The organism is Cohnella algarum (assembly GCF_016937515.1).
GTDB classification, from domain to species: Bacteria; Bacillota; Bacilli; order Paenibacillales; family Paenibacillaceae; genus Cohnella; species Cohnella algarum.
Genome location: NZ_JAFHKM010000002.1, coordinates 2,130,253 through 2,154,684 on the forward strand (window position 1 = coordinate 2,130,253; position 24,432 = coordinate 2,154,684).

25 protein-coding genes are annotated in these 24,432 nt (G+C 48.7%); 9 read left to right on the forward strand and 16 right to left on the reverse strand.

Translation table 11 applies throughout. The features are described 5' to 3' along the window. The first annotated feature begins 217 nt into the window (after nucleotides 1–217). Entirely contained in the window at nucleotides 218–985 is a 768-nt protein-coding gene (locus JW799_RS09675) for a hypothetical protein (protein WP_205429531.1), read from the forward strand. A 68-nt stretch (nucleotides 986–1,053) separates the two neighbouring features. Here JW799_RS09675 and JW799_RS09680 read toward each other — a convergent pair whose 3' ends face one another. After that, complete coding sequence (locus JW799_RS09680; protein ID WP_205429533.1) at nucleotides 1,054–1,572, reverse strand: DJ-1/PfpI family protein; 519 nt, start codon at nucleotides 1,570–1,572, stop codon at nucleotides 1,054–1,056. A gap of 135 nt (nucleotides 1,573–1,707) precedes the next feature. On the opposite strand from JW799_RS09680, the gene JW799_RS09685 reads away from it, so the two are divergent. Beyond that, nucleotides 1,708–2,088 carry a winged helix-turn-helix transcriptional regulator gene (locus JW799_RS09685; protein ID WP_010648814.1) on the forward strand — a complete coding sequence of 127 codons (381 nt, stop codon included), beginning with the start codon at nucleotides 1,708–1,710 and terminating at the stop codon, nucleotides 2,086–2,088. 582 nt (nucleotides 2,089–2,670) lie between these two features. Here the strand turns inward: JW799_RS09685 and JW799_RS09690 are convergent. The 5 genes from JW799_RS09690 to JW799_RS30050 all read right to left on the reverse strand — a co-directional run bounded on the left by JW799_RS09690 (nucleotide 2,671) and on the right by JW799_RS30050 (nucleotide 7,100). Beyond that, nucleotides 2,671–3,891: an IS256 family transposase gene (locus JW799_RS09690; RefSeq protein ID WP_080831775.1), complete on the reverse strand. Its 1,221-nt coding sequence runs from the start codon at nucleotides 3,889–3,891 to the stop codon at nucleotides 2,671–2,673. Nucleotides 3,892–3,953: 62 nt separating this feature from the next. After that, nucleotides 3,954–4,139, reverse strand: a complete 186-nt coding sequence (locus JW799_RS30045) for a DUF5348 domain-containing protein (protein WP_420830611.1) — start codon at nucleotides 4,137–4,139, stop codon at nucleotides 3,954–3,956. Nucleotides 4,140–4,142: 3 nt separating this feature from the next. Further along, nucleotides 4,143–4,946 carry an ExeA family protein gene (locus tag JW799_RS09700; RefSeq protein ID WP_080832318.1) on the reverse strand — a complete coding sequence of 268 codons (804 nt, stop codon included), beginning with the start codon at nucleotides 4,944–4,946 and terminating at the stop codon, nucleotides 4,143–4,145. Further along, on the reverse strand, nucleotides 4,943–6,325 hold the full coding sequence (locus JW799_RS09705) for a DDE-type integrase/transposase/recombinase (RefSeq protein ID WP_080832306.1): 1,383 nt from the start codon (nucleotides 6,323–6,325) through the stop codon (nucleotides 4,943–4,945). The genes JW799_RS09700 and JW799_RS09705 overlap by 4 nt, the downstream gene beginning before the upstream one ends. Nucleotides 6,326–6,497: 172 nt before the next feature. Then, nucleotides 6,498–7,100 (reverse strand): DUF6431 domain-containing protein, encoded by a 603-nt coding sequence (locus JW799_RS30050; RefSeq protein WP_420830679.1) that lies wholly within the window; start codon nucleotides 7,098–7,100, stop codon nucleotides 6,498–6,500. Nucleotides 7,101–7,580: 480 nt separating this feature from the next. Here JW799_RS30050 and JW799_RS09710 point away from each other — a divergent pair, with 480 nt between their 5' ends. Next, nucleotides 7,581–9,728 carry a sensor histidine kinase gene (locus JW799_RS09710; RefSeq protein WP_080831926.1) on the forward strand — a complete coding sequence of 716 codons (2,148 nt, stop codon included), beginning with the start codon at nucleotides 7,581–7,583 and terminating at the stop codon, nucleotides 9,726–9,728. 4 nt (nucleotides 9,729–9,732) lie between these two features. Continuing rightward, nucleotides 9,733–10,428, forward strand: coding sequence for a response regulator transcription factor (locus JW799_RS09715; protein ID WP_245809592.1), 696 nt, complete (start codon nucleotides 9,733–9,735; stop codon nucleotides 10,426–10,428). A gap of 59 nt (nucleotides 10,429–10,487) precedes the next feature. Here the strand turns inward: JW799_RS09715 and JW799_RS28495 are convergent, their stop codons facing one another. After that, nucleotides 10,488–12,731, reverse strand: a complete 2,244-nt coding sequence (locus JW799_RS28495; protein WP_080831927.1) for a chitobiase/beta-hexosaminidase C-terminal domain-containing protein — start codon at nucleotides 12,729–12,731, stop codon at nucleotides 10,488–10,490. Between the two features lie 223 nt (nucleotides 12,732–12,954). On the opposite strand from JW799_RS28495, the gene JW799_RS09735 reads away from it, so the two are divergent. The 3 genes from JW799_RS09735 to ltrA all read left to right on the forward strand — a co-directional run bounded on the left by JW799_RS09735 (nucleotide 12,955) and on the right by ltrA (nucleotide 15,444). Continuing rightward, nucleotides 12,955–13,122: a hypothetical protein gene (locus tag JW799_RS09735; RefSeq protein ID WP_176220571.1), complete on the forward strand. Its 168-nt coding sequence runs from the start codon at nucleotides 12,955–12,957 to the stop codon at nucleotides 13,120–13,122. Continuing rightward, nucleotides 13,088–13,330: a hypothetical protein gene (locus JW799_RS09740; RefSeq protein ID WP_139787036.1), complete on the forward strand. Its 243-nt coding sequence runs from the start codon at nucleotides 13,088–13,090 to the stop codon at nucleotides 13,328–13,330. The genes JW799_RS09735 and JW799_RS09740 overlap by 35 nt, the downstream gene beginning before the upstream one ends. 722 nt (nucleotides 13,331–14,052) lie before the next feature. Continuing rightward, nucleotides 14,053–15,444, forward strand: coding sequence for a group II intron reverse transcriptase/maturase (gene ltrA / locus JW799_RS09745; protein WP_205429537.1), 1,392 nt, complete (start codon nucleotides 14,053–14,055; stop codon nucleotides 15,442–15,444). A 571-nt stretch (nucleotides 15,445–16,015) separates the two neighbouring features. Here ltrA and JW799_RS28500 read toward each other — a convergent pair. Then, the gene (locus JW799_RS28500) at nucleotides 16,016–18,112 is read right to left on the reverse strand and encodes a recombinase family protein (RefSeq protein ID WP_240353215.1); all 2,097 of its coding nucleotides are present in this window, start codon (nucleotides 18,110–18,112) and stop codon (nucleotides 16,016–16,018) included. A 2-nt stretch (nucleotides 18,113–18,114) separates the two neighbouring features. Then, nucleotides 18,115–18,768, reverse strand: coding sequence for a helix-turn-helix transcriptional regulator (locus JW799_RS09765; RefSeq protein ID WP_240353216.1), 654 nt, complete (start codon nucleotides 18,766–18,768; stop codon nucleotides 18,115–18,117). A gap of 111 nt (nucleotides 18,769–18,879) precedes the next feature. Between JW799_RS09765 and JW799_RS09770 the strand changes: the two genes are divergently transcribed. Further along, nucleotides 18,880–19,029 (forward strand): hypothetical protein, encoded by a 150-nt coding sequence (locus JW799_RS09770; RefSeq protein ID WP_205429540.1) that lies wholly within the window; start codon nucleotides 18,880–18,882, stop codon nucleotides 19,027–19,029. A gap of 102 nt (nucleotides 19,030–19,131) precedes the next feature. Continuing rightward, entirely contained in the window at nucleotides 19,132–20,193 is a 1,062-nt protein-coding gene (locus JW799_RS09775; RefSeq protein ID WP_205429543.1) for a hypothetical protein, read from the forward strand. A 782-nt stretch (nucleotides 20,194–20,975) separates the two neighbouring features. Here the strand turns inward: JW799_RS09775 and JW799_RS09780 are convergent. The 7 genes from JW799_RS09780 to JW799_RS09810 all read right to left on the reverse strand — a co-directional run bounded on the left by JW799_RS09780 (nucleotide 20,976) and on the right by JW799_RS09810 (nucleotide 24,302). Continuing rightward, nucleotides 20,976–21,293 (reverse strand): hypothetical protein, encoded by a 318-nt coding sequence (locus tag JW799_RS09780; RefSeq protein ID WP_205429546.1) that lies wholly within the window; start codon nucleotides 21,291–21,293, stop codon nucleotides 20,976–20,978. A 34-nt stretch (nucleotides 21,294–21,327) separates the two neighbouring features. Next, nucleotides 21,328–21,588: a hypothetical protein gene (locus JW799_RS09785; RefSeq protein WP_205429548.1), complete on the reverse strand. Its 261-nt coding sequence runs from the start codon at nucleotides 21,586–21,588 to the stop codon at nucleotides 21,328–21,330. Between the two features lie 104 nt (nucleotides 21,589–21,692). Then, nucleotides 21,693–22,298: a RadC family protein gene (gene radC / locus JW799_RS09790; protein ID WP_205429552.1), complete on the reverse strand. Its 606-nt coding sequence runs from the start codon at nucleotides 22,296–22,298 to the stop codon at nucleotides 21,693–21,695. 115 nt (nucleotides 22,299–22,413) lie between these two features. Next, nucleotides 22,414–22,593 carry a hypothetical protein gene (locus tag JW799_RS09795; RefSeq protein ID WP_205429555.1) on the reverse strand — a complete coding sequence of 60 codons (180 nt, stop codon included), beginning with the start codon at nucleotides 22,591–22,593 and terminating at the stop codon, nucleotides 22,414–22,416. Nucleotides 22,594–22,653: 60 nt separating this feature from the next. Next, nucleotides 22,654–22,833, reverse strand: coding sequence for a hypothetical protein (locus tag JW799_RS09800; protein WP_205433138.1), 180 nt, complete (start codon nucleotides 22,831–22,833; stop codon nucleotides 22,654–22,656). Between the two features lie 3 nt (nucleotides 22,834–22,836). Beyond that, on the reverse strand, nucleotides 22,837–23,091 hold the full coding sequence (locus JW799_RS09805; protein WP_205429558.1) for a hypothetical protein: 255 nt from the start codon (nucleotides 23,089–23,091) through the stop codon (nucleotides 22,837–22,839). Nucleotides 23,092–23,939: 848 nt separating this feature from the next. Beyond that, nucleotides 23,940–24,302 carry a helix-turn-helix domain-containing protein gene (locus JW799_RS09810; RefSeq protein WP_205429561.1) on the reverse strand — a complete coding sequence of 121 codons (363 nt, stop codon included), beginning with the start codon at nucleotides 24,300–24,302 and terminating at the stop codon, nucleotides 23,940–23,942. Between the last annotated feature and the right edge of the window lie 130 nt (nucleotides 24,303–24,432).

Here is a 24,432-nt window from a genome sequence, read left to right on the forward strand (position 1 = left end):
TAAGTTTGTTGTCCTAGAAAATTTTCATTACTTAACTGACGAAATCCAAACGGAGCTGTCGTTTGATCTAAGAATTTTCCAAGACATGGGGGTCCGATTCATAATACTGGGGGTCTGGAGAGAGAAAAACAGACTCGTAGTATACAACGGTGATTTAGCTGACCGAATCACCGAGGTTCCAGTCGAACCTTGGAGCCCTGATGAGTTCTTACAAGTTATGTCCAACGGTTCAAGATTATTAAATATTGAAATTGACGGACAAATTCAAAGGGATATTATTGATGCATCCTTTGGAAGCATTGCGATTGTGCAGGAACTTTGTAAGACGTTTGTTGAAATATCAGGCGTAAGTGAAACACAAGATTCGCCTTTAGTTTTAGCAAATCCGGATTATCTTAAAGCGGCAATTGAGCAAAAGGTATCCGACTATCAAGCAAGACATTTGAGAGCGCTTGAGGCAATTGCAGGGGGATTAGTTACAAAAAGGCCCAAGGAAGGGAAGTTTCCGTTAATCCTTCCGTATTACACTGTCAGAGTTATTATTGAAAGCAGTTTGCAGGATTTGTTGAATGGTATTGGTAGACTTGATTTACATGACCGGATTCGACGTATTCATCATCGTCCTCCTGCTGAAGTACGGACAGGAGATATCACAAATTTATTGAATACATTTGCGTACTTACAAAAAGAACGGCGAATTGCACCACCATTATTTGATTATGATCAAGGGGCAAGATCATTAAAGGTCATAGATTCAACCTTGTATTTTTATTTAGCGAACGTAGATAAGGAATCACTAATTGAAGAGATTCCAAATCCATTAGATACATGGGAACATGATGAAGGGGCGGGGAATAATCCCTCGCCTTTTAACTTGCCGTTACAGACAGCGCGGAGAACCGTATCACAAATAGTGGTAAAACAAAGAGTAGAAATTGTGCTTGAAAATCAGTGGTTAGATAAGTTATTTACTAACATAAAATAAGGAATAAGAGAAGATTAAACATTGAAAAAGCCTCCGGTATACACCAAAGGCTTATATCATCTTTTAAGTTAGTTTATTGCATTAATTAGTGCTTTTGCAAATTCTTCGGCGCCATCTGGGCCGTCACCTGTGATAATGTCACTATGTGCAATAACATGTTTCTCGACATATTTTACATTATTTTCTTTCAGTTGGTCTTTTTGTACGTCAACAGGGTAGCAAGTTGCCTCTCTACCTTCAAGTAATCCGGTTTTCACAACAGTGACTGCACCAGCACAAATTCCGGTAACTATAACATTATCTTTATATGCTTTCTTTAAATAGGTGGATAATTCCTTGTTTTCCCAAAGATGATCATGTGTGCCAGATCCGCCAATGACAGAAATAACGTCAAAGTCGGTTGCTGTAGTATCGGAGAAGACCTTTTCGGAAATTGCCTTACCTTCAAAGTCGCCAATAATTTCGCCAGTTTTTGTGCTTGCAATTGTTACTTCTATTCCTGCATTTTCAAGTGCCTCTTTCGGTTTAAATAATTCATCTTCATTAAATCTTTCGGGTGGTATAATTAAAAGTGCTTTTTTACTCATAATTGTTATTCCTCCTAAAATAGTTTATCTTTAACTCACATATTTATATTACAACCTGTTTGTAATTCTGAGAAGAATGCACTTTTTTGTAACAGAGTAACCTTAAAGTAACAATTGAAAGCGGAGGCCGAAGATATGTTGGATACACTTAGAGATGAAATTAAAGAGAAGATAATAAATGGTGATTACAACTGTGAAAAAGAACTTACTTTATCGATTATCAGTGGAAAGTGGAAAGTTGTGATTCTATGGCATTTAGGTGTTGAAGGTCCGCACCGCTTTAGTGAATTGCAAAGATTATTTCCTAAAATATCCCACAAAATTTTAACGAATCAATTAAAGGAATTGGTGGAAGACGGCATTGTACATCGAGAGGTTTATCCAGAAGTTCCGCCTAGAGTGGAATACTCAATGACTGAGTTGGGAATGACGTTACTTCCAATTGTGGAAATGATGTATGATTGGGGAAAAAAACGAATAGAAGAAATCAAAAGAGAAATAGGGAAATCAAATTAAAAATGATAGAGTGTTTAATTGAAAAGGTATTGTGTATAAAGGAATTACTATTAAAAAGTGATGAGGTAAGAAACCAGAGGACTATTATGGTCTCCTTTTATTTATATGGAAATTAGGTATGAACATATATATTACCAGTGAATTTAGTTGAACCGTACCATCGCTAGTGGTAAAGCAGAGAATCGAGTTGAAGGTTGATGCTACGATATTAGATCGGAAAATGGGTGCTTAAAATAAGCACTCGACACATGTGGAGTGTCTAATATTGATGGTTCGTAAATGAGTGTGACAGTATCACTTAAATGGAGTTGTTGATAATGTCATCAGCCACTTTAATTGACGGTAGATTCGGAACCGCCAATGACGGTGGCTTTTTGCTTTCCTCACCGCCGTTTCGGAGACAATTATATTTCGCCTTTGTTTGTCGGCGTAAAAAAACTGCTCCGAAGAGCAGTTAGAACAGCGGTCGGACGCGGTACTTGGCATGTCGGTGGAGCCAGAACTTCGAATTTCCAAAGGGTCTGTCAATAATTTTGTGTAAACTCTTTTATAGGCATCTCTCCGAAGGGGAGATTAGCCTCCTCAAGGTAAGTGCTGGCCGATCCGGTCCGGAAAGAAGACGGAGAGCTGCAGGAGCATCTGTCCCCAGTTTTGAACACGACCGGTCCATTTGCGGGTGACGTCCATCGTGACTAAGTACAGCATCTTCAGTAGCGCCTCGTCGCTTGGGAAGATGCTTTTCCCTTTGGTGACTTTTCGCAATTGGCGATGATAGCTCTCAATCATGTTCGTCGTGTAGATGAGCTTACGAAGCTCAGGCGGATACTTGAAGAAGGTGGCGAGTTCGTCCCAATTGCTGCGCCATGAGCGGACAATAAGGGGATACTTGGCGCCCCACGTCTCCTCAAAGCGGTCGAGTTCCAGCAGAGCCATTTCCTCCGTAGCAGCCTTGTAGATGGGCTTCAGATCGGCCGTCACCTTCTTCAGATCCTTGTAGGAGACGTAGCGCGTGGAGTTGCGGATCTGGTGGATGATGCACTTCTGAATCTCCGTCTTCGGATAACAGGCAGAGATCGCCTGGGAGAAGCCCGTGAGGTTGTCGACACAGGTGATAAGGATGTCCTGAACGCCGCGATTCTTAAGATCGTTCAAGACGCTCAGCCAGAACTTCGCGGACTCGTTCTCGCCGATCCACATGCCCAGCACGTCCTTGTTGCCGTCCATGTCGATCCCAATGACCATGTAGGCAGCTTTGTTCACGATCGCCCCGTCTTGCTTCACCTTGAAGTGGATGGCGTCCAGGAAGACGACCGCGTATACGCCCTGCAACGGCCGATTCTGCCACTCTTTGATGAGCGGAATGATCTTATTCGTGACATTGGAAATAAAGGTTGGCGAGACCTCCAAACCATAGAGATTCTGCAGATGGTCCTGGATCTCCCGCGTGCTGACGCCTTTGGCGTACAGGGCGACGATCTGATCCTCGATCCCCGTCACGTTGGACTGATGCTTCTTCACCACGAGCGGCTCGAACTCGCCCAGGCGATCCCGTGGCACGGCAATCTCCTGGTCGCCGTACTCGCTAGTGACGATTTTCTTGCTCTTACCGTTGCGACTGTTCTTCGTCTGCTTGTTCTGCACGTCATGCTTGCTATAGCCCAGGTGCGTATCCATTTCGGCCTCTAGCATTTCTTGCAGCGTTTCGGCAAACAGGTCCTTTAGCGCATTCTGCGCATCCTGTGCGGTGACCAGATTATTCTCCTTGATGAAACTCCGCAGCTGCTCTTTCGTCCATAATCCCATGTGTGCTCCCCAACCTCTCCATGATTTCATTTTAGTAGGTTTGAGAGTTTACACAAAGTATTTTACAGACTCTTTCCAAACTTCACGTACCAGTCCGTATCGAGCTCAAGGTTGGATGGCAAGAAGTGCTTTCCTACTTGAATCATCACGGCATCACCACAACGTAGCGAGCAAAGCAACTCTTCTCCATCGTACACGTTCCAACGCTCGGTATCTCCATGAAATCGTATCTCATTCATATTTGTCATCCCTCACTGTTCCTTAAATTCAGCTAGGATCCTCGTCACATGGACGGTATCAATCATTTTGTCTTTTCGCAGCACTGCATCCAGAAGCGCAGCGGTGCAGACGTTATTTATCTCTCGGCATATCCCCCGAGCATGCGCGTATATGGCGTCCATCGCTTCTGTCGTAAACACCGGCCCTGTACTTCCGGCAACCTCCAATTGGTGGGAGATGTAATCGCGGCACTCCTCGAGCGACAAGCCTTCCAAATGAAAACGCACGTTCATCCGCTGTGTAATCGGCTTGAAGATTCTCAGTTGCAACGTGGCCTGTAGTTCCGGCTGTCCAATGAGCAGCAGGGCAAGCGGCGAAATCGAGTCCATACGAAAATTCGTCAAAAAGCGTATTTCTTGCAGCATGTCTCCTGAAAGCAGGTGCGCTTCATCCACGACAATAACGGCGACCTTCTGCTGGTTCTCGTACAAATCCCATACGAGGTGCTGGAATTGCCGTTTGGCTTCGCTGCGCAGAAACTTGGGCGGCAAGCCGAAGTGGTGGAGGAGTTCACGGTAAAAGTCCCTTGGTTTCAGATTCGCATCCGACAGATAGATAAACCGGTACTTGTTCGGATCCAGTTGGTCTTTCAAGTAGCGAACGGCTGTCGACTTGCCGCAGCCAATTTCACCGGTGACGCAGCCAATCGAGCGAGTCATCACCATATACTGCATCCGTGCTACACATTCTTCGAATCGCTTGGAGCGGTGCAGATGCCGTGTTTCAATCTCCCGGGTGAACGGAACGCGCTCCCACCCGAAGAAACCACGAATCATGAGCGATTCACCTCTTTCATCGCTCGCGAAAGCGCAGCGCCTTGCGCTTCGCGGGTCTGCCGTTTCTGTTCTTCCACCAATAATTCCACATAGTTGAGGCCCGTCTTCGGCGGTTGCATGACGGCCTTCGGTTCATCCTGCTTCGGCCGGTTTTTCGGATCGCGGAGCTTCATTGGCTTCGCGTCTTCATAGCGCTGGCCGTCCTTCCACACCTGGATGACGGACAGGTCGTGCGGATCGAATCGCACCTGAATCTTCGAGCCGGCAAGCTCTGTCTGGACCTCGAATATCGTGCCCAGCAGCGAGATGCATCCCGTTTTGTCCACTTTGCGGGATTCCTCCAGCAAGAATACTTCTATGAGTTCATGCGGCGGCAACATGCGAATCGGGTGGTCGTCTTTTTGGTATCGGTCGACTGGGCGCTGCTTAAAGCTGTTGTGGACTTTCTGGTGGTAAGCAATCTCAAGCCACGCCGAGAAGAATCGATTCAAATCGTTAAGCGTCTGGATCTTCCCTTGTTCAATCAGGTCGTATGCCTCCGGCACAAAGCTCTGGTCGACAAATCGGAAGAACTTTTCTTGCTTCCCGCGTCCCATAGGACGTCCGGGGCGAGTATGCTTAAGCTCTGCCCCCAGTCGCCCGCAAATCCGCTCAAAATGGTGTGAAGAATAGATGGCGCCGTTATCGACATAGATCATTTCCGGCACTCCGTTCTTTAAAATCGCCTTCTTCAGGCAATCCTCCAGCCGGGCCACACGTTCCTCGAAATAGAACTGGCCATGCACAACGAAGCGAGAGTAATCGTCAATGAAAATAACCAGATAGGCCATGACCTTCTTGCCGGGCTTGTCCGGATGCGGAAGGTAAAGGGTATGCTGCACATCGCCTTGCCACATGCTATTTCGGTGCGTGGCTTCAAACCGGCGAAAGTGGCTCCACCCCGTATTCAGTAACGCTTTGCGCGTGACGCCGCGGCGGCGAAGCTGCTTGCTAAGCGTGCTTTCTTTCAGGGTGCCGGGGGCCACGAATGCCGCCAGTTCCAGAATCGCAATAATCTGCCTGACGCTTCGGCCGGGTTGCTCCTGCTTTAAGGCAATCGCTTTGGCAAGCACATCCTCGGGGATTTCCCTGGTCGTGAGTTTGTCTGCTCGGACGGAGGGCAACAGCGCCTCCCATCCGCCTTCGCGATACGCTTTTAAATATCGCTCAAGCGTTCGTAGACTAATTCTCCTTCGCTGTCCCGACGACGTTTCATACTCATGGCTTACAATTTCGCGCATCAACGCCATCTGTTCTCCGGGATCCAATTTGCGGCTAACCAGTGATGCAATTAAGCCATAACGGAAGTTGGCTTCTTGCTGCCTTGCTTGCTCATCCATGCTAAATCTCCTCTCCCTGTGGTCTATGAGAGTATCGCATAGACGCTAGAAGCCAGGGAGGGCGCATATTTTGTGGGATCAGGAGGGCAACTTGCCGTCCAGGCGATTTTTAAAGCAATTTTGGAGGCGATTTTCGTTTGCCTTGCTCCTTGGCGGTGGATGCTGAAGGGATTTATAAGCGTGATGCTACAGGTAACCTCGCATTTAGAAACGTCCAATAGCCCCGTCTGGATGCGCCAGCGGGGATGAATCGGGGTAACAGTTTGTCCAGCCAATCCAATGTATCCATTGGCGTTGGGTTCATCATGGTGGGGTAAAGGTGGAGCATATCCGTGTCGTCCCCCTGGGCTACGAGTTTCCCAGCAACCCATAGTGCTGCATCCGCTGCGCGGCGCAGATGTCTTGCCCACCAGCGTTTCAACGTACGGCGGCTATAACGCACGGCAGGAGTTGTTGTGCTTTCTGTCGTCTGCCGCCAAGAGAATCCCTTGTGCTTGCGCTTTAATGCCGCTTCTCGCACCCAAGTCGCATACCGGGCCCATGGAATCAGGAACTCCGGCAGGAGGGAGATTGTTATTCTACAGGTAGGACAATATCGACGGTAGATCGGGATCTGGATGACCTCATGCTTCGTCACAATTCCTCGCCAATAACGACCGTGTTTATGGAGAAGCCGACCGCAGTTTTCACAGCAGAGCTGGACGTCAGGAGATTGATTTCCGAATGTGCGTAAATAAGCCTTGCAAGAAAGGCCGAAATAAAGTATTTTTGACATGATGAAGTGAATGCTCCCGGGGATCCTCGCCAAAGGTTCGGGAGCATTTTCCTTTTTAATCGACAATAGCCTAATCCACCGTCATTGTACAGAAGGGATTAGGCTATTGTCGGCTGTTTATTCGGTTTGGCTCCGCCACACCGAATGGCGAATTCATGCCTTTTTCCCGCCATAAAGTCAGGCGGCGAACAAGCTTGGATCCGTAAACTCTTACAAACCCAATGTTATAGAACGTGTCTCCCGGAAGTACGTTATACCGACCTAGAAACCCCGGTGGACAGTTCGCTGGTATTCTTGCTTCCTGTCTATACATGATTAAGGCCTCCCAATCGTAGCAACCTTACTCCATGATATGTGTGAACGCCTAATGTGGTTATGTCTATCCACGTTGATATTTGCAGGGCACATTTTCGACAAATAATGCTATGATCTAGTTAATCATCTTACATATCGTGCATCTTGTAGATTGGGGTCGGTTTCATGATAAGGGGGATTCTCCGATTCGGTAAACGTACGCTTTTGCTTCCTATCGTTGCAGCCATTGTTATTGGATTGATCGCCAGCTATGCCGTCGTCTCTGCGCCGGAACCAACTAAGTTCCATAGTGAAGAGGGCATTCTGAATTTAACAGAGGTCAAGGTCAGCGAGCATCCGCAAAAGCTAACCGGGGAGTGGGCGTTCTACTGGCAAGAGCTGCTGTCGCCGGAGGACATACAGATTCGTTCGGCAAGGGGCGGGAATGCTGACCGATGGATCAGCATCCCAAACTCCTGGCTAGGCTATCGGTTAGATGGCCAGCAGCTGAGTGGTACAGGCTATGCAACCTTTCGGCTGGTCGTCCAGCTTAGCGAGCAGGATCGCAGCGAGCGGCTTGCTCTGCGGCTGCCGACCATCTTTCACGCGTATAAATTATGGGTGAATGGCGAGCTGTTGGCTGAAGTCGGCGTGGTTGGTCCGGATAAGAGCAGCGCGATACCGCAGCTGGCTACGAAGCTGGTGTTCTTCCAGCCCGAGCATGGCACCGTGGAGCTGGTTATGCAGGTGGCCAACTTCCATCATAAGCGAGGCGGCATCACCAAATATATTGAGCTGGGCGGGAGTGACGGATTAAGTGTCCGGACCAATCTGTCAATTGCTGCCGAAATGTTCATCACCGCCAGCCTGTTAGTGATTGGCGTATATCACCTGCTGCTCTACATCATGCGACGTAAGGATAGGGCTCCACTCTATTTTGGTCTGTTTACCTTGATGTTCGGGATCCGATCCTTGCTGGTCGGCGAGCTCTTGCTCACGCAAGTGTGGCCGGATTTCCCATGGGGATTGCAATTCAAGATCGAGTACCTGATTCTGTGCAGCGGTGCGTATGTCATTACGAGGTATTCGGATTGCATCTTCCGGAATGTGCCGCGTGGGTTCCAGCTTGGCTCGCGAATCGTAACCGGGGCATGCTGTATCGTTGTTGTGGTGACCCCTGCCATTATCTATACGAAGCTGTTAACGGCGATCGGCGTAGTGGTTGTTACGCATATCGTGTATCTTATGGTCGGGCTGGTTCGGGCGGCTGTGCGGCGTCAGGAGGGGGCACTGATCTTCCTGCTGGTGTCGGTGGTTGTGCTGGTTACGGTCATCAATGATTTTCTGTATTACAATGAATGGTCACGAATCGGGAATACTTCCCCGCTTGGTCTGTTGGTGTTCACGATCGCACAGATGATTCTGCTGTCTTCCAGATTTACGAGGGCGGCTACGAACGAAGAGCGAATTGCACGTGAACTCCAGGACGCGAACGACAAGCTGACCGAGATGAATAAGAATTTGGAACAGCTCGTACTTGAGCGCACACATGCCTTATCCGCAGCGCATGACGATCTCCGCACATCGTATGGCCGGTTGCTTCACTCCGAGCAAGGGAGGAAGAAGCTCCTGGCCTATATCACGCATGATCTGCGTATGCCGCTGTCCAGCATGCTAGGCTATGTCGAGGCTGTGCAGGACATGGTCAAGCCGGAACGCAATGAACAATACTTGAAGTATATCCGGGATAACACGATAAGGGTTAACCGCATGATTGAGGAGCTGTCCTTCTTGTCGCATCTGGAGACGGGACAAGTCTCGTACCGAATGGAACCCGTACATGCGGCTCACTTCTTGCGCCGGTTTTATGAACAATATGAGCTGGTTGTGCGTGACGCAGGGCTGGATTTCGTGTTGGAGATCGAAGCTGCGGCAGATCAAGGGGCCGATTCGCCTATAGTCGAGATGGATGCACAGCGACTGGAGCAGGCACTGTTCAATCTCGTGTCGAACGCCATGAAGTTCACCTCTAGGGGCGGGATGGTGCGTATCGCGCTAGCCGTGGACGAGGTGAACGATTCTCGCTATGCGATCATTAGCGTCGAAGACTCCGGCATGGGTATTCCGCCAGAGCAGCTCGAGCAAATCTTCGATCGCAATTATAGGTATGATCGGCCAGGCGCGGAGAAGGGCGTAGAAGGAAGCGGGCTCGGGCTGGCGATATGCAGAGAAATCGTACAAGCGCATGGTGGGACGGTTCGAGCGAAGAGCGACGGCAAGACGGGGACGATTTTCTATGTATCGCTTCCTTGCATGGTAGAAGAAGGGCGGTGACGGTGTGACGGACAGGCACAAAATTATGGTCGTCGATGATGATCCCCATATATGCGAGATTGTCCAGGCGTATTGCGAGCGTGAGGGCTTCCTATGCGCCTACAGCTATAGCGGTGCAGAAGCCATGAAGCTGCTTAAGTCCTTCGAGCCGGATCTGATTGTATTGGATGTCATGCTGGCTAATGAGGACGGCATTGATTGGTGCAGGAACGCGCGCAGCTACACGAATGCGCCGATCATGTTCCTGAGCAGCCGGGAGGAGGATGAGGTCAAGATCAACGCATTATCCTACGGCGGCGACGATTATGTGACCAAGCCGTTCAGTCCGGGCGTACTCATGGCCAAGATCAAGGCGCATCTTCGCAGAGTGTCGACGGGCAGAAGGGAGCAGCTGCTGGAGCTGCCGGGCCTGACGCTGGATTACTACGCGCAGTCCGTTATCATGGGGAGCGAAACCGTCTTCCTATCGAAAAAAGAGTTCAGCCTACTGACCTACATGGCACAGAACGTCAATCGTGTCGTTAGCGTTGATGCGTTGTTTCAGCTTATCTGGGGAACGGAAACTCTGGAGGATACGAGAACGGTAGCCGTACACATCAGTAACCTGCGCAAAAAGATCGAGGTTGACCCCGCCAATCCGGAGCGAATCGTTACGATACGGGGGAGCGGCTATATGCTGGTTGCCAGAAGCACAAAATGAAGAAAAACGGTGAAGGGAGAATTTGGAATTCCCTTGCACCGTTTTTCTTATGGCTTCCCTTAACCAATTTCCGGGAAGTACAAGTCAATGAGATCCTGAATCTGTTCTTTCGAAGACAAAGGTGTTGCAAAAGGGTCATTTCTGGTTTCCTGATAAGCAAATTCCAGTTCGGTGATGACCGCATCGATATTCGAAGCATTCACTCCGGTAATCCCGGCGCGCTCGAATACCTCTACGGTTGGGCGAGGCGATCCAAAGCCCATAGGATTCAGATAATCCAAGATTGAATCTACCGCAACATCTTGAATCACCTTATCCACGATCGCTTGGATGTCAACTATTGTTCTTGGAAGCGGTGAATCCGTTGTTACCGTAGGATCCAGGTAGTATTGGACGGAGAAAAGGTTCACGGACGTAACCCCCATTACACCTGCGTTGGCGAAGGTTGTCACATCAACACCGGTCCATATGCCCGACTCCGATGCCGCGTTGATCAGATAGAGTGCCGCTTGCTTCGCCAGATCGGCAATAACCGAGCCGACAATGGCTTGAATATCCGTTACCGTCCATGGGGAGGCGTCGTTTGAGCTGAGTGCCTCAATAACAATTGCTATATTGGATAAGGTAACCCCCGTAACCCCCGCATTGGCAAAAGTTGTCTCACTAACATTAGCCCATTCACCCGACTCCGCTGCTTCGTTGATCGAATTGAGTGCCACCTGCTTCGCCAGATCGGCAATAACCGATTCGACGATGGCTTGAATATCCGTTACCGTCCAAGGAGAGGCTTCGTTCGAGCTGAGTGCCTCAATAACAGCTGCTACATTGGATGTGGTAACACCCGTAACGCCCGCATCGGCAAAAATCAGCGCATCAACATTGTCCCATTCGCCAGATTCCGCTGCTTCATTAATCAAATCGAGCGGCGCTATGACTATCGCGGGCGTGATCTCACCCGTATACAACTTGGTTACTGTTACCTGCGGCGCTGCCGAATCCGTTGCCGTAATCGCAAAGCTATACGCGCCGCTCACGCTTGGAGTTCCGGTAATCGATCCCGTGTTAGGATCCAAAGTCAGCCCCGCAGGAAGTGCGCCATCCGTTACGGCATACGTAACGTCTTTCGTTCCTCCAGACAGTTTCGCTACGCTGCCAGAGTAGGCTTCTCCTTCAGCCATAGGTGAAATCGAGTATGGCAAAATAATCCGCAGCACGAGAGTATATTCGAATGTCGCAACCGAGCTATTCCGCGAGCCGGATTTAACGGCGATCGCCTTAATCGTTGTATCGTTCGTAATGAAAATTGGTTCCGTATACCGCGTACTAGACGTGGTCGGCTCGCTGAGATCCGTCGTATAGTACACAGCGGCAGATGAAGTCGCCGAACTTAACGTAACTTGCGTCCCCAAAATCACGGCACCGCTGGCCGGAAGCGCCGCAGGCGTAGCAACGGTAGACTGTACCGGAGGGACGTATGGAGCAGGTGGGTCGGAAGGAACGTAAGGGGCGGTGGTTGTTTCTTCCTTGGCCTCTTCCTTTGTCCCTTGCATCTCTTGAATTTTCTTATCTGCTTCTTTTATCTTCTGCAGCATAAGTTCATATTCGGATAAGGACTCGTCTTCGACCTGGTCCTTGTCACCAGATTGCACCCGGTTATCGTATGCGGTTACCGCGGCTTGGTAGGAGCTCTTAACGAGCAGGTCGCGGGTTGCGTTGGTTTTCCCGTCGAACGTCCCGTCCTCGCCGGTAGCCAATAACTTTTTCTCCAACGCCAAGGCGACATACCCCTTCGCCCAGTCCGATACAGAACCTTCAACATGTGCAGAGCCGTAGACATCCTTCTCCCATCCCAGCCCGCGAACAAGAAACGCAGCCAACTGCTCCTTGGTTACTTCACCCGACGGATCAAAGATACCGTTCCCATATCCGTCCGTAATGCCCGCAGCTTTGACCGCCTCGATGTATGGTAATGCGTAACCGTTAGCAGCATCCGCTTTGACGTCAATGAAGGAAGACGTCTGTAAGCTCGAATCCACCTTCAGACCGAAGATCAACGCTGCAACCTTGGCGAATTGCGCCCGGGTCATCTCATCTGTGAGTCCGAACTTGCCTTCGCCTATACCGTCGTATACCCCGGCCTCGATCATTGCATCGAACTTGGCTTTCGTTACAGCATCCAGATCCTTTAAATCCGTAAAGTCGGCTGAAGTCTTCGTAGCAGCTGCTGTGCTATCGGCAAAGGAAATGGCGGAACTCAAGCAAAGAAGCACCGCTATCAATAGTCCAACTACTTTTTTCTTCATTGTTTGCCTCCCTGAAGGTTGAGTTATCATATCGATTGTTCTCCTGCTAGTTTAGCACGTTAAATTTTGCCTGTTTATGAATTCAAAGAAAACTTTAAGTTCGGCGACGGTATAAGTTACGTTAAATAATAAACAGGGATATATTTGGAGATTGTCGAATTCTGATAGTGGCGAATAGCGCGATGGAGCAATGACACGAATGGCAAATGAAGGAGGCAACAAGATGACATTAATTAATCAGATGGCGACCAATGAAGAATTCATTGGCTTCTATCTTCTTAGAGAGCTAGAGCTAAAGCAGACGAATGCGACTCCGGCCAAGGACTACTTCGACATCGTGTTAGGGGATGCAAGCGGTGCCGGCGAAGTACTGGGATGTAAAACCCAATGAGAAAGACGGCTTTGCGCCGATGACGATCGTGAAGGTGCAGGGAACGGTACAGCCTTATCGAGAGAGATTGCAGATCAAGATCTCCCGTATTCGTAACGTGGTAAGTGCTGACGAGGTGAAATTGACCGACTTCATTACTACTCCAACAAGAGGAACTAAAGACGGTGCTGTCGATGACAGTGGATACAGCCTATCTCGGAAAGGTTAAGCGAGTCATAGATGAAGCATTGGCATTCGACGATATTACTAGTGAAGTCGTTTTATCGAGAAGATTGAAGTCGAGAAAGTAGGTACGGTAAAATTATTTTATCGATTTGCCGGTACTTCCAGTATCGTTAAAGCGCTGCTCAATTAATGTAAGGAATTGTATGTGCGCTTGGGTAGCGCATTTATTTTAAAGTATTGCGCTACACTCGGCACTCCACACATGTGGAGAGCTGTGTGTCGCTAACAAGATCTATTGAATAGAAGCCGCATTTACCTGATAAAGTCCGAACGAGTCACCGTTCGGACTTTATTGTAGTACGCCCAGCATGGGCGTCATCTCTAGGGTGAAAGTCCCGAACGGGGGCTGGCGAACGCCTACCGTTAGCCAAGAGCAAGGGTGTCAGCCGCGAGGCGGAATCTGAAGGAAGCTGGAGGCAAATGCACGAGCCAAGGTACACGAACTCAATTTGAGGCAGGGTTAGTCGGATGAGTCACCTACACATGACGAAATCCAAAGTCGCCAAGGGCTTTCCCTGTAAACTTGGGTGGTTGCGGGCAGAAAGATGACGTTCTTATCTGGGGAGACCTGCGGAAAATGCGAAGTTACTTCGTAACCACAGTCGGAAGGCTGTGCTGAATCCGCAGGAGTCAGCAGAGGCCATAGTACGGGAGTACGGGACGCCGGAAACCGGAAGGGCTGAACCGAAAGGAGAGAGGAAACCGATGCGTTCGCACGAGGAGCAAAGACAGCAGAATATCTCGCAAGAGAGCTTGCGGCAAAGAGAAGCGGTGAAGCCGTCAGGGTATGCCGAAGCGCCGAGTTCTACGACGGCACAAGTCGCCCCTTCCTCTCGCGAAGCGAATAACGACTTGTTAGAACGAATGCTCAAAGGAGATAACCTTAGGCTCGCCTACAAGCGAGTGGTGCAGAACGGAGGGGCGCCCGGTGTGGACAGTGTAACGGTAGCGAATCTACAAGCTTACCTGAAAACACACTGGGAAACGGTGAAAACCGAACTCCTCGCGGGAACCTACAGACCCATGCCCGTCAAACGAGTGGAAATCCCCAAGCCCGGAGGCGGCGTGAGGCTGCTTGGCATCCCGACCGTGATGGACCGCTTTCTTCAACAAGCCCTTCTACAAGTGATGAATCCGATCTTCGATGCGGACTTCTCGAGGCGTAGCTACGGCTTTCGCCCCGGAAAGCGAGCGCATGACGCGGTAAAGCAAGCTCAGCACTACATCCAGGAAGGTTTTCGATGGGTGGTAGACATGGACTTAGCGAAGTTCTTTGACCGAGTCAACCACGACATGCTCATGGCAAGAGTAGCAAGGAAAGTGACGGACAAGCGTGTCCTAAAGCTCATTCGTGCCTATCTTAATGCTGGGGTTATGGCGAATGGGGTGTTCGAAAAGACGGGAGAGGGAACGCCGCAAGGGGGACCTCTGAGCCCGCTTTTAGCGAACATTCTACTGGACGACTTGGACAAAGAGCTAACAAAACGAGGATTGCGATTTGTCCGCTATGCGGACGACTGCAATATTTTCGTTGCCAGTAAACGTGCAGGCGAACGCGTCATGGAGTCGGTAACGCGCTTCGTAGAAGGAAAGCTAAAACTGAAAGTGAATCGAGAGAAAAGCGCAGTAGATCGTCCTTGGAACCGTAAGTTCCTCGGATTCAGTTTCCTGTGGGATAAAAAGGCGACGATTCGGTTAGCCCCACAGACCATTTCGCGGTTTAAAGAGAAGGTACGAGAGCTGACGAACCGTTCGCGGTCGATGTCTATGGAAAACCGGATTATGCAATTAAACCGCTATCTCATCGGCTGGATTGGCTATTTCCGACTAGCATCGGCAAAGGGACACTGCGAGAAACTCGACCAGTGGACTCGCCGCAGACTGCGTATGTGCTTATGGAAGCAATGGAAACGTGTACGTACTCGAATCCGTGAGCTTCGAGCACTCGGCGTCCCAGAATGGGCGTGTTTTGTCATGGCTAACTCCAGACGCGGTGCTTGGGAAATGTCTCGAAACACAAATAATGCCCTCCCGACTTCCTACTGGGAAGCGAAAGGGCTGAAAAGTTTGCTTACTCGTTATTTAGCACTTTGTTAACCTTTTGGAACCGCCGTATGCGGACCCGCATGTACGGTGGTGTGAGAGGACGGAGGCTAGGCGCCTCCTCCTACTCGATTGGAGCGAGGGGTGGCGTCTCCCCATCCGAAGGAGGACATTGGGGTTCGACCGCGCGCAGGGAGCGAAGCGGACGAGCACGGCATCTGATTCAACCGCAGCGCTCTGCTTCGTCGGGTTGACTTCGTCAGCAAGTTTAATCGGGAATCATATACTCCCCTCGCCTCCACCACGAGAAAAGCCGACCGCATGAGGTCGGCTTTTTTGCGTGTGGAGCGAGGGGAGGAGTCTCCCCATCCGAAGGAGGACATTGGGGTTCGACCGCGCGCAGGGAGCGAAGCGGACGAGCACGGCATCTGATTCAACCGCAGCGCTCTGCTTCGTTGAGTTGGCTTCGTCAGCAAGTTTAATCGGGAATCATATACTCCCCTCGCCTCCACCATGTAAATCCACAACTGTTACTGCTAATACATAATGACCATCGGTTGACGGTGTAAGTTGTCCTGACGGTGACGGCCAAGTTGTCCGAGTAATGGTGAGAAGGAAGGGAGAATCAAGACAACTCTCCCTGAATGACGCGTTTGATCATATGATCGTCGATGATGCGATGTTTGTTCTGCGAACCGTAGATGAGGCTGTGCGTGCAGACCTTGTTAATCAGGCGAGCGGCGCCGCTGGAGAAGCGAAGAACATCGTCGATCTCAGCCTCCGTAAACACGTCGTGCTCGGCACCGGCGTAGCTCATGTGCCGGGCGATGTACGCGCCGGTCTGCGCTATCGAAGTGCGGCAGCTTGCATTGCAAGTCGATACGCTGGCAAATTGCCGTGTACGCCTGCAGCCCGAGCCGGTCCACAGCTCGCTCCCCGACCAAGATAAGTGCCAAGGGATTCTGGGCATCCATCTTGAAGTCAAGCAGGAAGCTAGCGGGCAGGATATTTTAAGATCATGCGCGGTGAACCGTATCATCGCTAAAGGTAAAATATTAAGGGACTTCATCAAGTCCCGGAGGCTTTCGGTATGAGGTTCGTTGAAACTGGCGAGCACATCCGGCTCAAGCGGTGCAACGCAATCCAGAGCTTGTGTTTCCGCTAGGCGACTGAGAAGGACGGCAGAATCCCTTTGCATGGACTCGATGGTAAAATCGAAGTGCAAGTTGATCTGGGTGATCTGTCGTCCGACCCGCCTTGGAGAATCCTTGGTGATGCGGATGCTTTCGACCATAAGTCGCAACAATGCCTTTTGTTCATCCGCATCTGCTTTTAGTAGTGCGTCCTTGATCAGACTCAGCAAATTATGCAAAGAGTCAGGGTCAACCGGCTTTTTGTTTTGCCCATCCAGTTCAGCTTCAATAGCTTCCAACCGCTTTTGAAGCTGTTCCAGCTTGGCATGCGTTTCCTTCAGGTCATCTTTGAAAATAACAGCCAAATCAGGATCACTTAATATGTTGTCCTTTATTTTTTGCAGTTTCCGGCTGTTACTGCTCAATTCAGTAAGAAGTGCTTTCTTCTCTTCCATTATCGGGGCCTCTGCATTTGAACGCAGAGCATTGATTTTATCGACGAGTTGCCGCACAATGTCTGGCCGCAATGCTACTTTTATAAGTTTCTGAAGCACTTGCTCTTCCGCAACATCAGCCCGCATCATATTCGAGCGGCAGACAGCCTTGCCCTTGTTGTGGAACTGTCCGCAGACATAGTATCGATACGATTTGCCACCGGCTCCCTTAGACCGGGCCGGAACCATTCCATGTCCACAGACAGGGCATTTCAGCAGGCCGCTTAGAATATACGGCTGGTGGGAGCGGGACGGCTTGTAAGATCGATGACCGAGCTTCTGATGAACGCTTTCCCATAGCTCGGGTGCAATTATCGGCTCATGTGTCCCATCAACAATCAAGTAGTCGGGATTTTTCCCTTTGCGACGTTTCTCCGACCAGTTTTCAAGTTGTTTATACCGTATCTTTCCGATGTAGACGGGATTGTTAAGGATCGTTTTGATACCGCAGACATTAAATGGTTTATCTTTTTTTGAACGGAAGCCCGCTTCGTTTAGGCGGCGGGTAATGGCCTTAAATCCAAGTCCCTGATTGGCATAATCAAAGATTTTTCGGACGATAACGGCCTCATTCTCATTGATAACAAGTTCTTTGTCAATGTTATCGTACCCCAGCACCCTACCTCCATTGAATTTTCCCTCTTTTGCTCGTTGCTCCATCCCCAGCTTCACTCGTTCAACAATGTTATTGCGTTCAAACTCAGCGAATGAACAGATCATCTGGAATGCCGTTCTGCCGAAAGCTGTTGTTGTATCAAACTTTTCATTAAGACTAATGAGATTGACGTTGTTTTTTTCAAGTGTTTCACTGATTTCCAACGCATCTTTTAATTTGCGGGCAAGCCGGTCGATTTTGTAAATGATGACGACCCCAAACTTGTGCTGGTTGGCATCTCTCAGGAGGCGTTTCATCTGAGAACGGCCTGCAATGCTTTTTCCGCTTGCACCTTCATCTACATACTCATCGACAATTTCGAAGCCGTTTTGATCCGCATACCTCCTGATTTCGGCGATCTGGGCGGCGATACTATAACCCTCCTTGGCTTGTTCTTCCGTACTCACACGGGCATACAGAGCGGCTTTTATTCGAGCCATTTTTAATCTTCTCCTTTCTTCTCAAATTTTTTTATCAGGGAATTCTGATGATCATTCCAAACTGAACGCGGAAAAACAGGAAATGCTTTGGGATACTTGTCCATCTCATTGAACAAGGTTGCGGCCTTTACCATCGGGTGCGGTTGTTGAAACAATTCATCGGGATTTCTATATGATTCGAACTCGCCAATGATTCTGCCCAGCGTTGAGATAAACTTCTCCTTATCAAGTGGGCGGGAGGATTGGAAGTCATGAATAAACCGCATCATCCCGTCCGTGAAAAGTTGATACACGATTGAACCGAAGTATGACAATGGAACTTCATCAGTAAAGATTGCTGAGAATTCGGTCGGCTCTCCGATGGGGATCAGGCGTACTTCCCCCTGATAGAATTCATCTGTTAAGGATTCGAACGGGATTCCTAAATCCTGAGTGATTTTGTAAATGAGTTGATAAGCGGGTTTCTTGGAATCACCGCGTTCAATGGAGATGATGGTTTGGTGGCTGACACCAACACGCTCACTCATTGCTGTTGTCGTAAAGGACTTGCTGGAGTGAAGTTTTCCAATCTCTTTCCGAAAAAACTTCAATCGTTCCCCAAGCTCAGACGCTCTCAAGTATTCAAATTCATTCGGCGTTATCGTTCGTCGTGGCATGTGCAGTCACCCTTTCTGTTTAATCAGGTTTACAGTGATTATAAAACCTGCTAAGATGAAATGCAAATATATAAATACTAAAACTTATAAATAGGCATTCGGGAGGTTGTTATGGACTTTATACGTGAAATCGGCGTTGATCTGCAAGAACTTAATGATGCTTTGGAGATCGTTCGAGACAAGCGAATTAAGGAGCAGGATTTTATTGAACGACTTGCCTTAACCCTGAATCGAATGTTGGATAGCTCGAAGGAAGATTAGATTTGTTGTCTAACAACAGGTGTACTAGAACGACAACCGAGAGGGCTCAATCCCTTGTCCCACAAGGTTTCTAGGCCTCTCGATATTTGAGGTGAAACCATCATGTTTTTGTACAATAAGCGAAGAGTATCAGAGTTGTTAGACACAGTTCCGATACTCCAGAGCATTAAATCTGCCAAAAAGGTTGAACATTTCAACTGCCCGTACGATAAGCTGATCGTGTGTTCGTATAAACTGCCACGACAACAGTTTATAGACCTTATTCGTCCCGCGAGATTCGAAACGGATGACGATGAAAGCTTTTATCGGTACAAGCTGGTTTATGATCTTTTCAGTGTATATTGGATGCAGATGAACCCGCTGGCCCCCAAAACTTCCATCATGCTGAACCCTTGGAAACATCAACTCTCGCCCGATGATTTACTTGCCTTGGTCGACTTCATTATTGGTAGTCATCTCGATACACATGTAGCACATAACGACGACAAGCTTGACTGGATTCAGTTTCTGACACCGAAGGAGTTTGCGAAACGTATTTATGTAGGCTACCAGAAGATGCCGACGCGAAATTATGATGATCTTGATAAAACCTTCATGTACGGAAATAAAAAAGGTCAGCAGGTAATAATCTACGATAAGGCGGAAGAGCAAGGCCTCGATGGTGAGATTTGGACTCGCCTTGAGAAAAGTAGAAAGCGGCGGGACAAGCGTTCAAGACCAACCTTAATGCAGTTCTTGCTAGAGCAGCGATGCGATGCACTCAAAAATGTGGTTATCGTCGATATTGACAAGTTCAGCGGCAGAGACAAAATCATGCGTCGTATAAACAAGTACGGCACGTTTCAGGAAGCATATATGTCACTAACTGAAGAAGAGAAGCGGAAAATAAAGCGACACGAAGCATTCAAATCACCTCTCTTCGACGTAGTTGCTATGTTTAAGAGCGAGCTTGATAAATGGTTGTCCCTGTCTCCGAATCTGCATTTCATGTGCAAAGTCTTTCCGGTTTTCAAAGCAAGTTGGGGAGGAAGGGATGAGCTACAATATCGAGTTGTTCGTCTTAAACCGATACACTTGAACTACACAGAAGCACTTTCGGCATACATCGGTGATAACAACAGGTTCAGTTTACGCAACGATTATCTTGCGGAAATCAGCTTGTGATTGGGCCGCGAGCGAAGCGAGCGGCCCCTCTTCACGTTGCAAGCAGGTCAGTCTCTTTACTTGCTTAATCGAGTTGTGGTAATGAGCCGCAGTAGGTCGTCAAGGCCGAGCGGAGCGAGCTTGTGAAAGCCTTGACGAGCGATTCCATCCGCCGACACTGGATTATGCTCTTAGCGATAGCTAAGGGCTGGCTCACGCCGAGTGCGGAGTGCAGAGGCGGAGCCTTTGCGTTTCCCCGGATGGGGACGGAAGGGGCGATCTTTTGTTTTGAGTATCGCCACTCTATCCCGACACATCGCTGTGAAGTAATGGGCGGCGGGCGGCGAGTGCAAACGAGCCGCCCGCCGCCCATTACTGGCATGTCGATTGGTTTTCTTGTAGAATCAATCGGCGTATTCATCAAATTGAAGCTCAGAGCCCGGCCCTAATGCTTGTAAAACATCTTGAGGTAAAGCGACCATATATGCGTCATCCTCAACAGATACAGCTACTTTGTACGCATAGAAGGGCAATATAACCGCAGGCCGATGAATCCATCGGCGTCGGCCAGCAAAGATGCAAAGCTCGGTGTCAATTGATGTAACTCGCATCATCCACTCTTCGGCACTCAGTACAAAGCCGGATGGAAACTGCAAGCCTTTCTCGCTTGCTACGAGGCTATTACGGGCGTTCTCACTAGCCGATAGACTCCTTTATGCCTCTCGGCACTCTAAGTTCGTCTACAGCGGATTTTACGCTCCTTAACGCCATTTCGAACATTCGCGGTAATCCGCCAATCAACTTCAATGGTCGGCGGCAGAGTCACATGCATTGAAGAATTGAACTCGACAACCGCCGCACAGCTTTTCACGCCGGAAGAAGCCTGCTTTACTTCGTCCGCCAACTGCATTATTGTCTGCTAATGCTATAATCTCGAAGCGTTCATTTGTCAATTCGGAGATGCATTCAATCTTCCTCATACTTCCTGTGGATTCATCGTGAAGTGAGACTTCAATAGTACCAATGACGACGATAATTTGCGGATGAAGCCCGACAACGCTATCCGTATCTGCTTGTTGCACCGCCGCCGGTAAAAACTGCTGTTCGTCATTTTTGTTCATGTAGATCGTCCTCCAATGTGTGATTTGATGATGCTTAATGAAATGGATGAAGCCCATCGATAAACCGGGCGAGAATCGCTTTCTGAAGGCGTATATGATAATACCTCTGCATCACGTCGGCCTGAATCTCCGCCAACACTTGAATCAAAATGCGGGCCTCATGGTCATCATGCTCGCCGCGATATACATGAACCAGCAGTTTATCAGTCAGCCGTCCGCACGAATCAATGCGATGATGCAGATCATTGGCGGCGACCACCAAACGCTCGTACTCTTCCAACCATTGTTTACGCATATCTGTTGCCTCACTTTCATTGTGAAATGAAAACAGCGGCCCGCCGATAAGAGCGAACCGCTGTTGATAATGCGGATGATGAAAAATGACGATGAATTGTTTCGTTACAGAAGGCCGCGTTCCTTAAGACTTGTATAATCTGAACCGCTGACAATGACGTGATCCAGAAGTTCAATACCGATGATTTCACCAGCTTCAGCAAGTCGTTTGGTTAGCTGAATATCTTCTGGGCTAGGAAGCGTACATATTTGAGAAGGGTGATTATGCGAAACGATGATGGAACATGCAGAACGGCGAATGGCCGCTTTATAGACCTCTCTAGGATGGACAATTGCACCATTCAAGCTTCCAATGCTGATCGTCTCTTTTCCAATGATGTGATTCTTAGTCGAAAGAAAGATCACGATGAAGTGTTCTTTCTGCTCATAACCGATTTCCCAACGGAGGTACTCGAAAACATCCCGAGGACTGCGAATGATTGTCGGCTCTGTTTTCGGTACATTCATCATCTTAGCAAGTTGGATGGCGGCAACGATCTGCTTCGCTTTCACTTTACCGATACCACGAATGCTCAACAATTCTTGCTCGGTTACGTCCAGTAGTTGTTGCGGAGAATTAAAATGAGAAACGATTTTTTCCACCAGATAGCTGTTGGCGGATTCACGAAGCGTCTCAGCAAGAAGAGATTTGAATGTATGGTTAATGTTCATGTGTTTAACCTCCATATAAATGCAAAAGGAGAAGCCGGTAAGGGCTCCTCCCATTGCGTGATGTGATAAAACCGAGTATTCTTAAAGCAAGTTCATTTTTTTCTTAGTCGCTCCGTTATTGGGCGGCTTTTTCTTTTTCAATTTGTTCGATCTCCAGTTCAATAAGCACCAGTTTCGTCAGCACGCGGGCGTATTGAAATCCTTCCTCGGTATGCATCGGGGCATCTTTGTCCAGCGTGCGTTTCACCGACATCCAGAATTGTTTTTGCTTCTGAAGTGTTTGCAGACGATTCATGCGTATCACCTCCTTCCCAAGTAATAAAAAATCCGTCCATCGTTGCCCATCAAAGCAAGATCAGACGGATACTTTGCATTTCACAGTATAGGTGATCAATACATCAATTTGACTGTTCTTCAGGGCAACGACAGCGTATTTGTTGCGGTCGATTCGCACGCTGTATATGAAGCCCTTCAGTTCACAGAAACCGAGATATTCCTTCTGGCTGTTTTTCTTGAAAGATTCATAGTTCACCACGTTTCACCTTCCTCCCGGAACTGGGTATTTCTGCACTGACGCATTTGCCGCTGTCCGTTTCAAATGCTGTTGCAGTTGTTGGGGAAATTCCCGGTAAAAATAAGCCTGCATCCAACGGGCCGCTGTTTCATCATCCACCTGATAAACGCGGCGGCAATAGGAATACAGTAAAGTGCCTGCAATGCGAATGTTTCCATTCATGACGAGCTGTCTCAATGTCGTTGCCAACTCTTCTGGCAATCCGCGTTTTACAACCATGCACCTTCACCTCCCTTCCAGCCGTACTCTCACTCCGGCAAATTTTCTCTGTAAATGCAAATAAGCCTGCGATCCGCAGGCACGGTCTTCCGATGACGAAATTAAACATATTTTTACAAGAGTGGCTGACTAGCAACACGAACCTCCGGTTGAAAGTGCCATCCTGCGTCTTCCACAAGTCGTGTATAACCTTATCGAAGTCGATAAACCGCCTGAAAGCGACCGGAACTCGGCCATAAAATCCTGACCGCAACAAAGCGTCAGCAACTTCATAGAGACATCTACGTCGTAATACAACCTGTATTGTCCGCCGATCAGAATGTGTATTATCTGTATCGAACATTCGCAAAGAGCGTACACAAGCGGTAATCGTATCCAGCCAAAGCAGCGGCGGTCTCATTGACACCAAATACATCATCGTCCCTATTGATAATGAAGGGAGCAAACCTCCCAAGTTCCATTGCCATCCTCAATTTCCCCTAACGCTTGCTTCAGATTGTCCTCGCTCATCTGCAAGGATAGCCAGCGGCCAACCGATTTTCCTAATCCAGCAGCATAATCTTCATGACTATTCGCCTTCACCCCATTCACAACGCATGTTTTGCCATTCGCATTCCCCCTCGTCATATCGGAAGCTTCTCACCTTCCATATCCTCGCTGTCATGCAACGTGCCTGCAAAACAAAAAGGACTGCCGTCCGCTGGATCACAGCAGAAAGCAGTCCATATGCAACCGGGTAGGGCATGAAACGGCTGGCCACCTCCTTGTTAGAAAAGCAGGGTGGTGCCTCCGGAAAATGTATATATTTTTCGCCTATATAGGGCCGATCTTGCCGCCGCTACTAACCGTCAACGATTCCTTCGATCAATAGTGTTCAGAAATTCACGTGCCACTTTGATCACGAAGTCCACTTCATCTGCATGACGTTGGCTTAGCATAGCGTTTAAGCCCTCAATCTTAGTGCGAATATTGTCACTGCCATAATGCATTGGCAATTCTTCAATATCCTCAAACAGTTGAGCGGGTTTCACACCCAATGCACTGATGATTTTTCCCAAAGATTCCAGCGATATATTACGGGTACCTCGTTCAACGTCACTAATATAGCTGAAGCTCAGACCGGATCGCTCCGCCAGCCGCTCTTGCGTCATGCCTTTGAGCTTCCGTATCTTGCGAATTTGATCGCCAACAATATGGATGAACTCTGCCATGCCATCACCTCTACCTCAGATTAGTAGAGTGAGGCCAAGACTTTTATCCTATGATAGTGCTACTAATTATCTTAACTTATAAGGGTAATTTGTTATATAATAGGCCTGTCTGGCCTTTGCCAAGATTCTA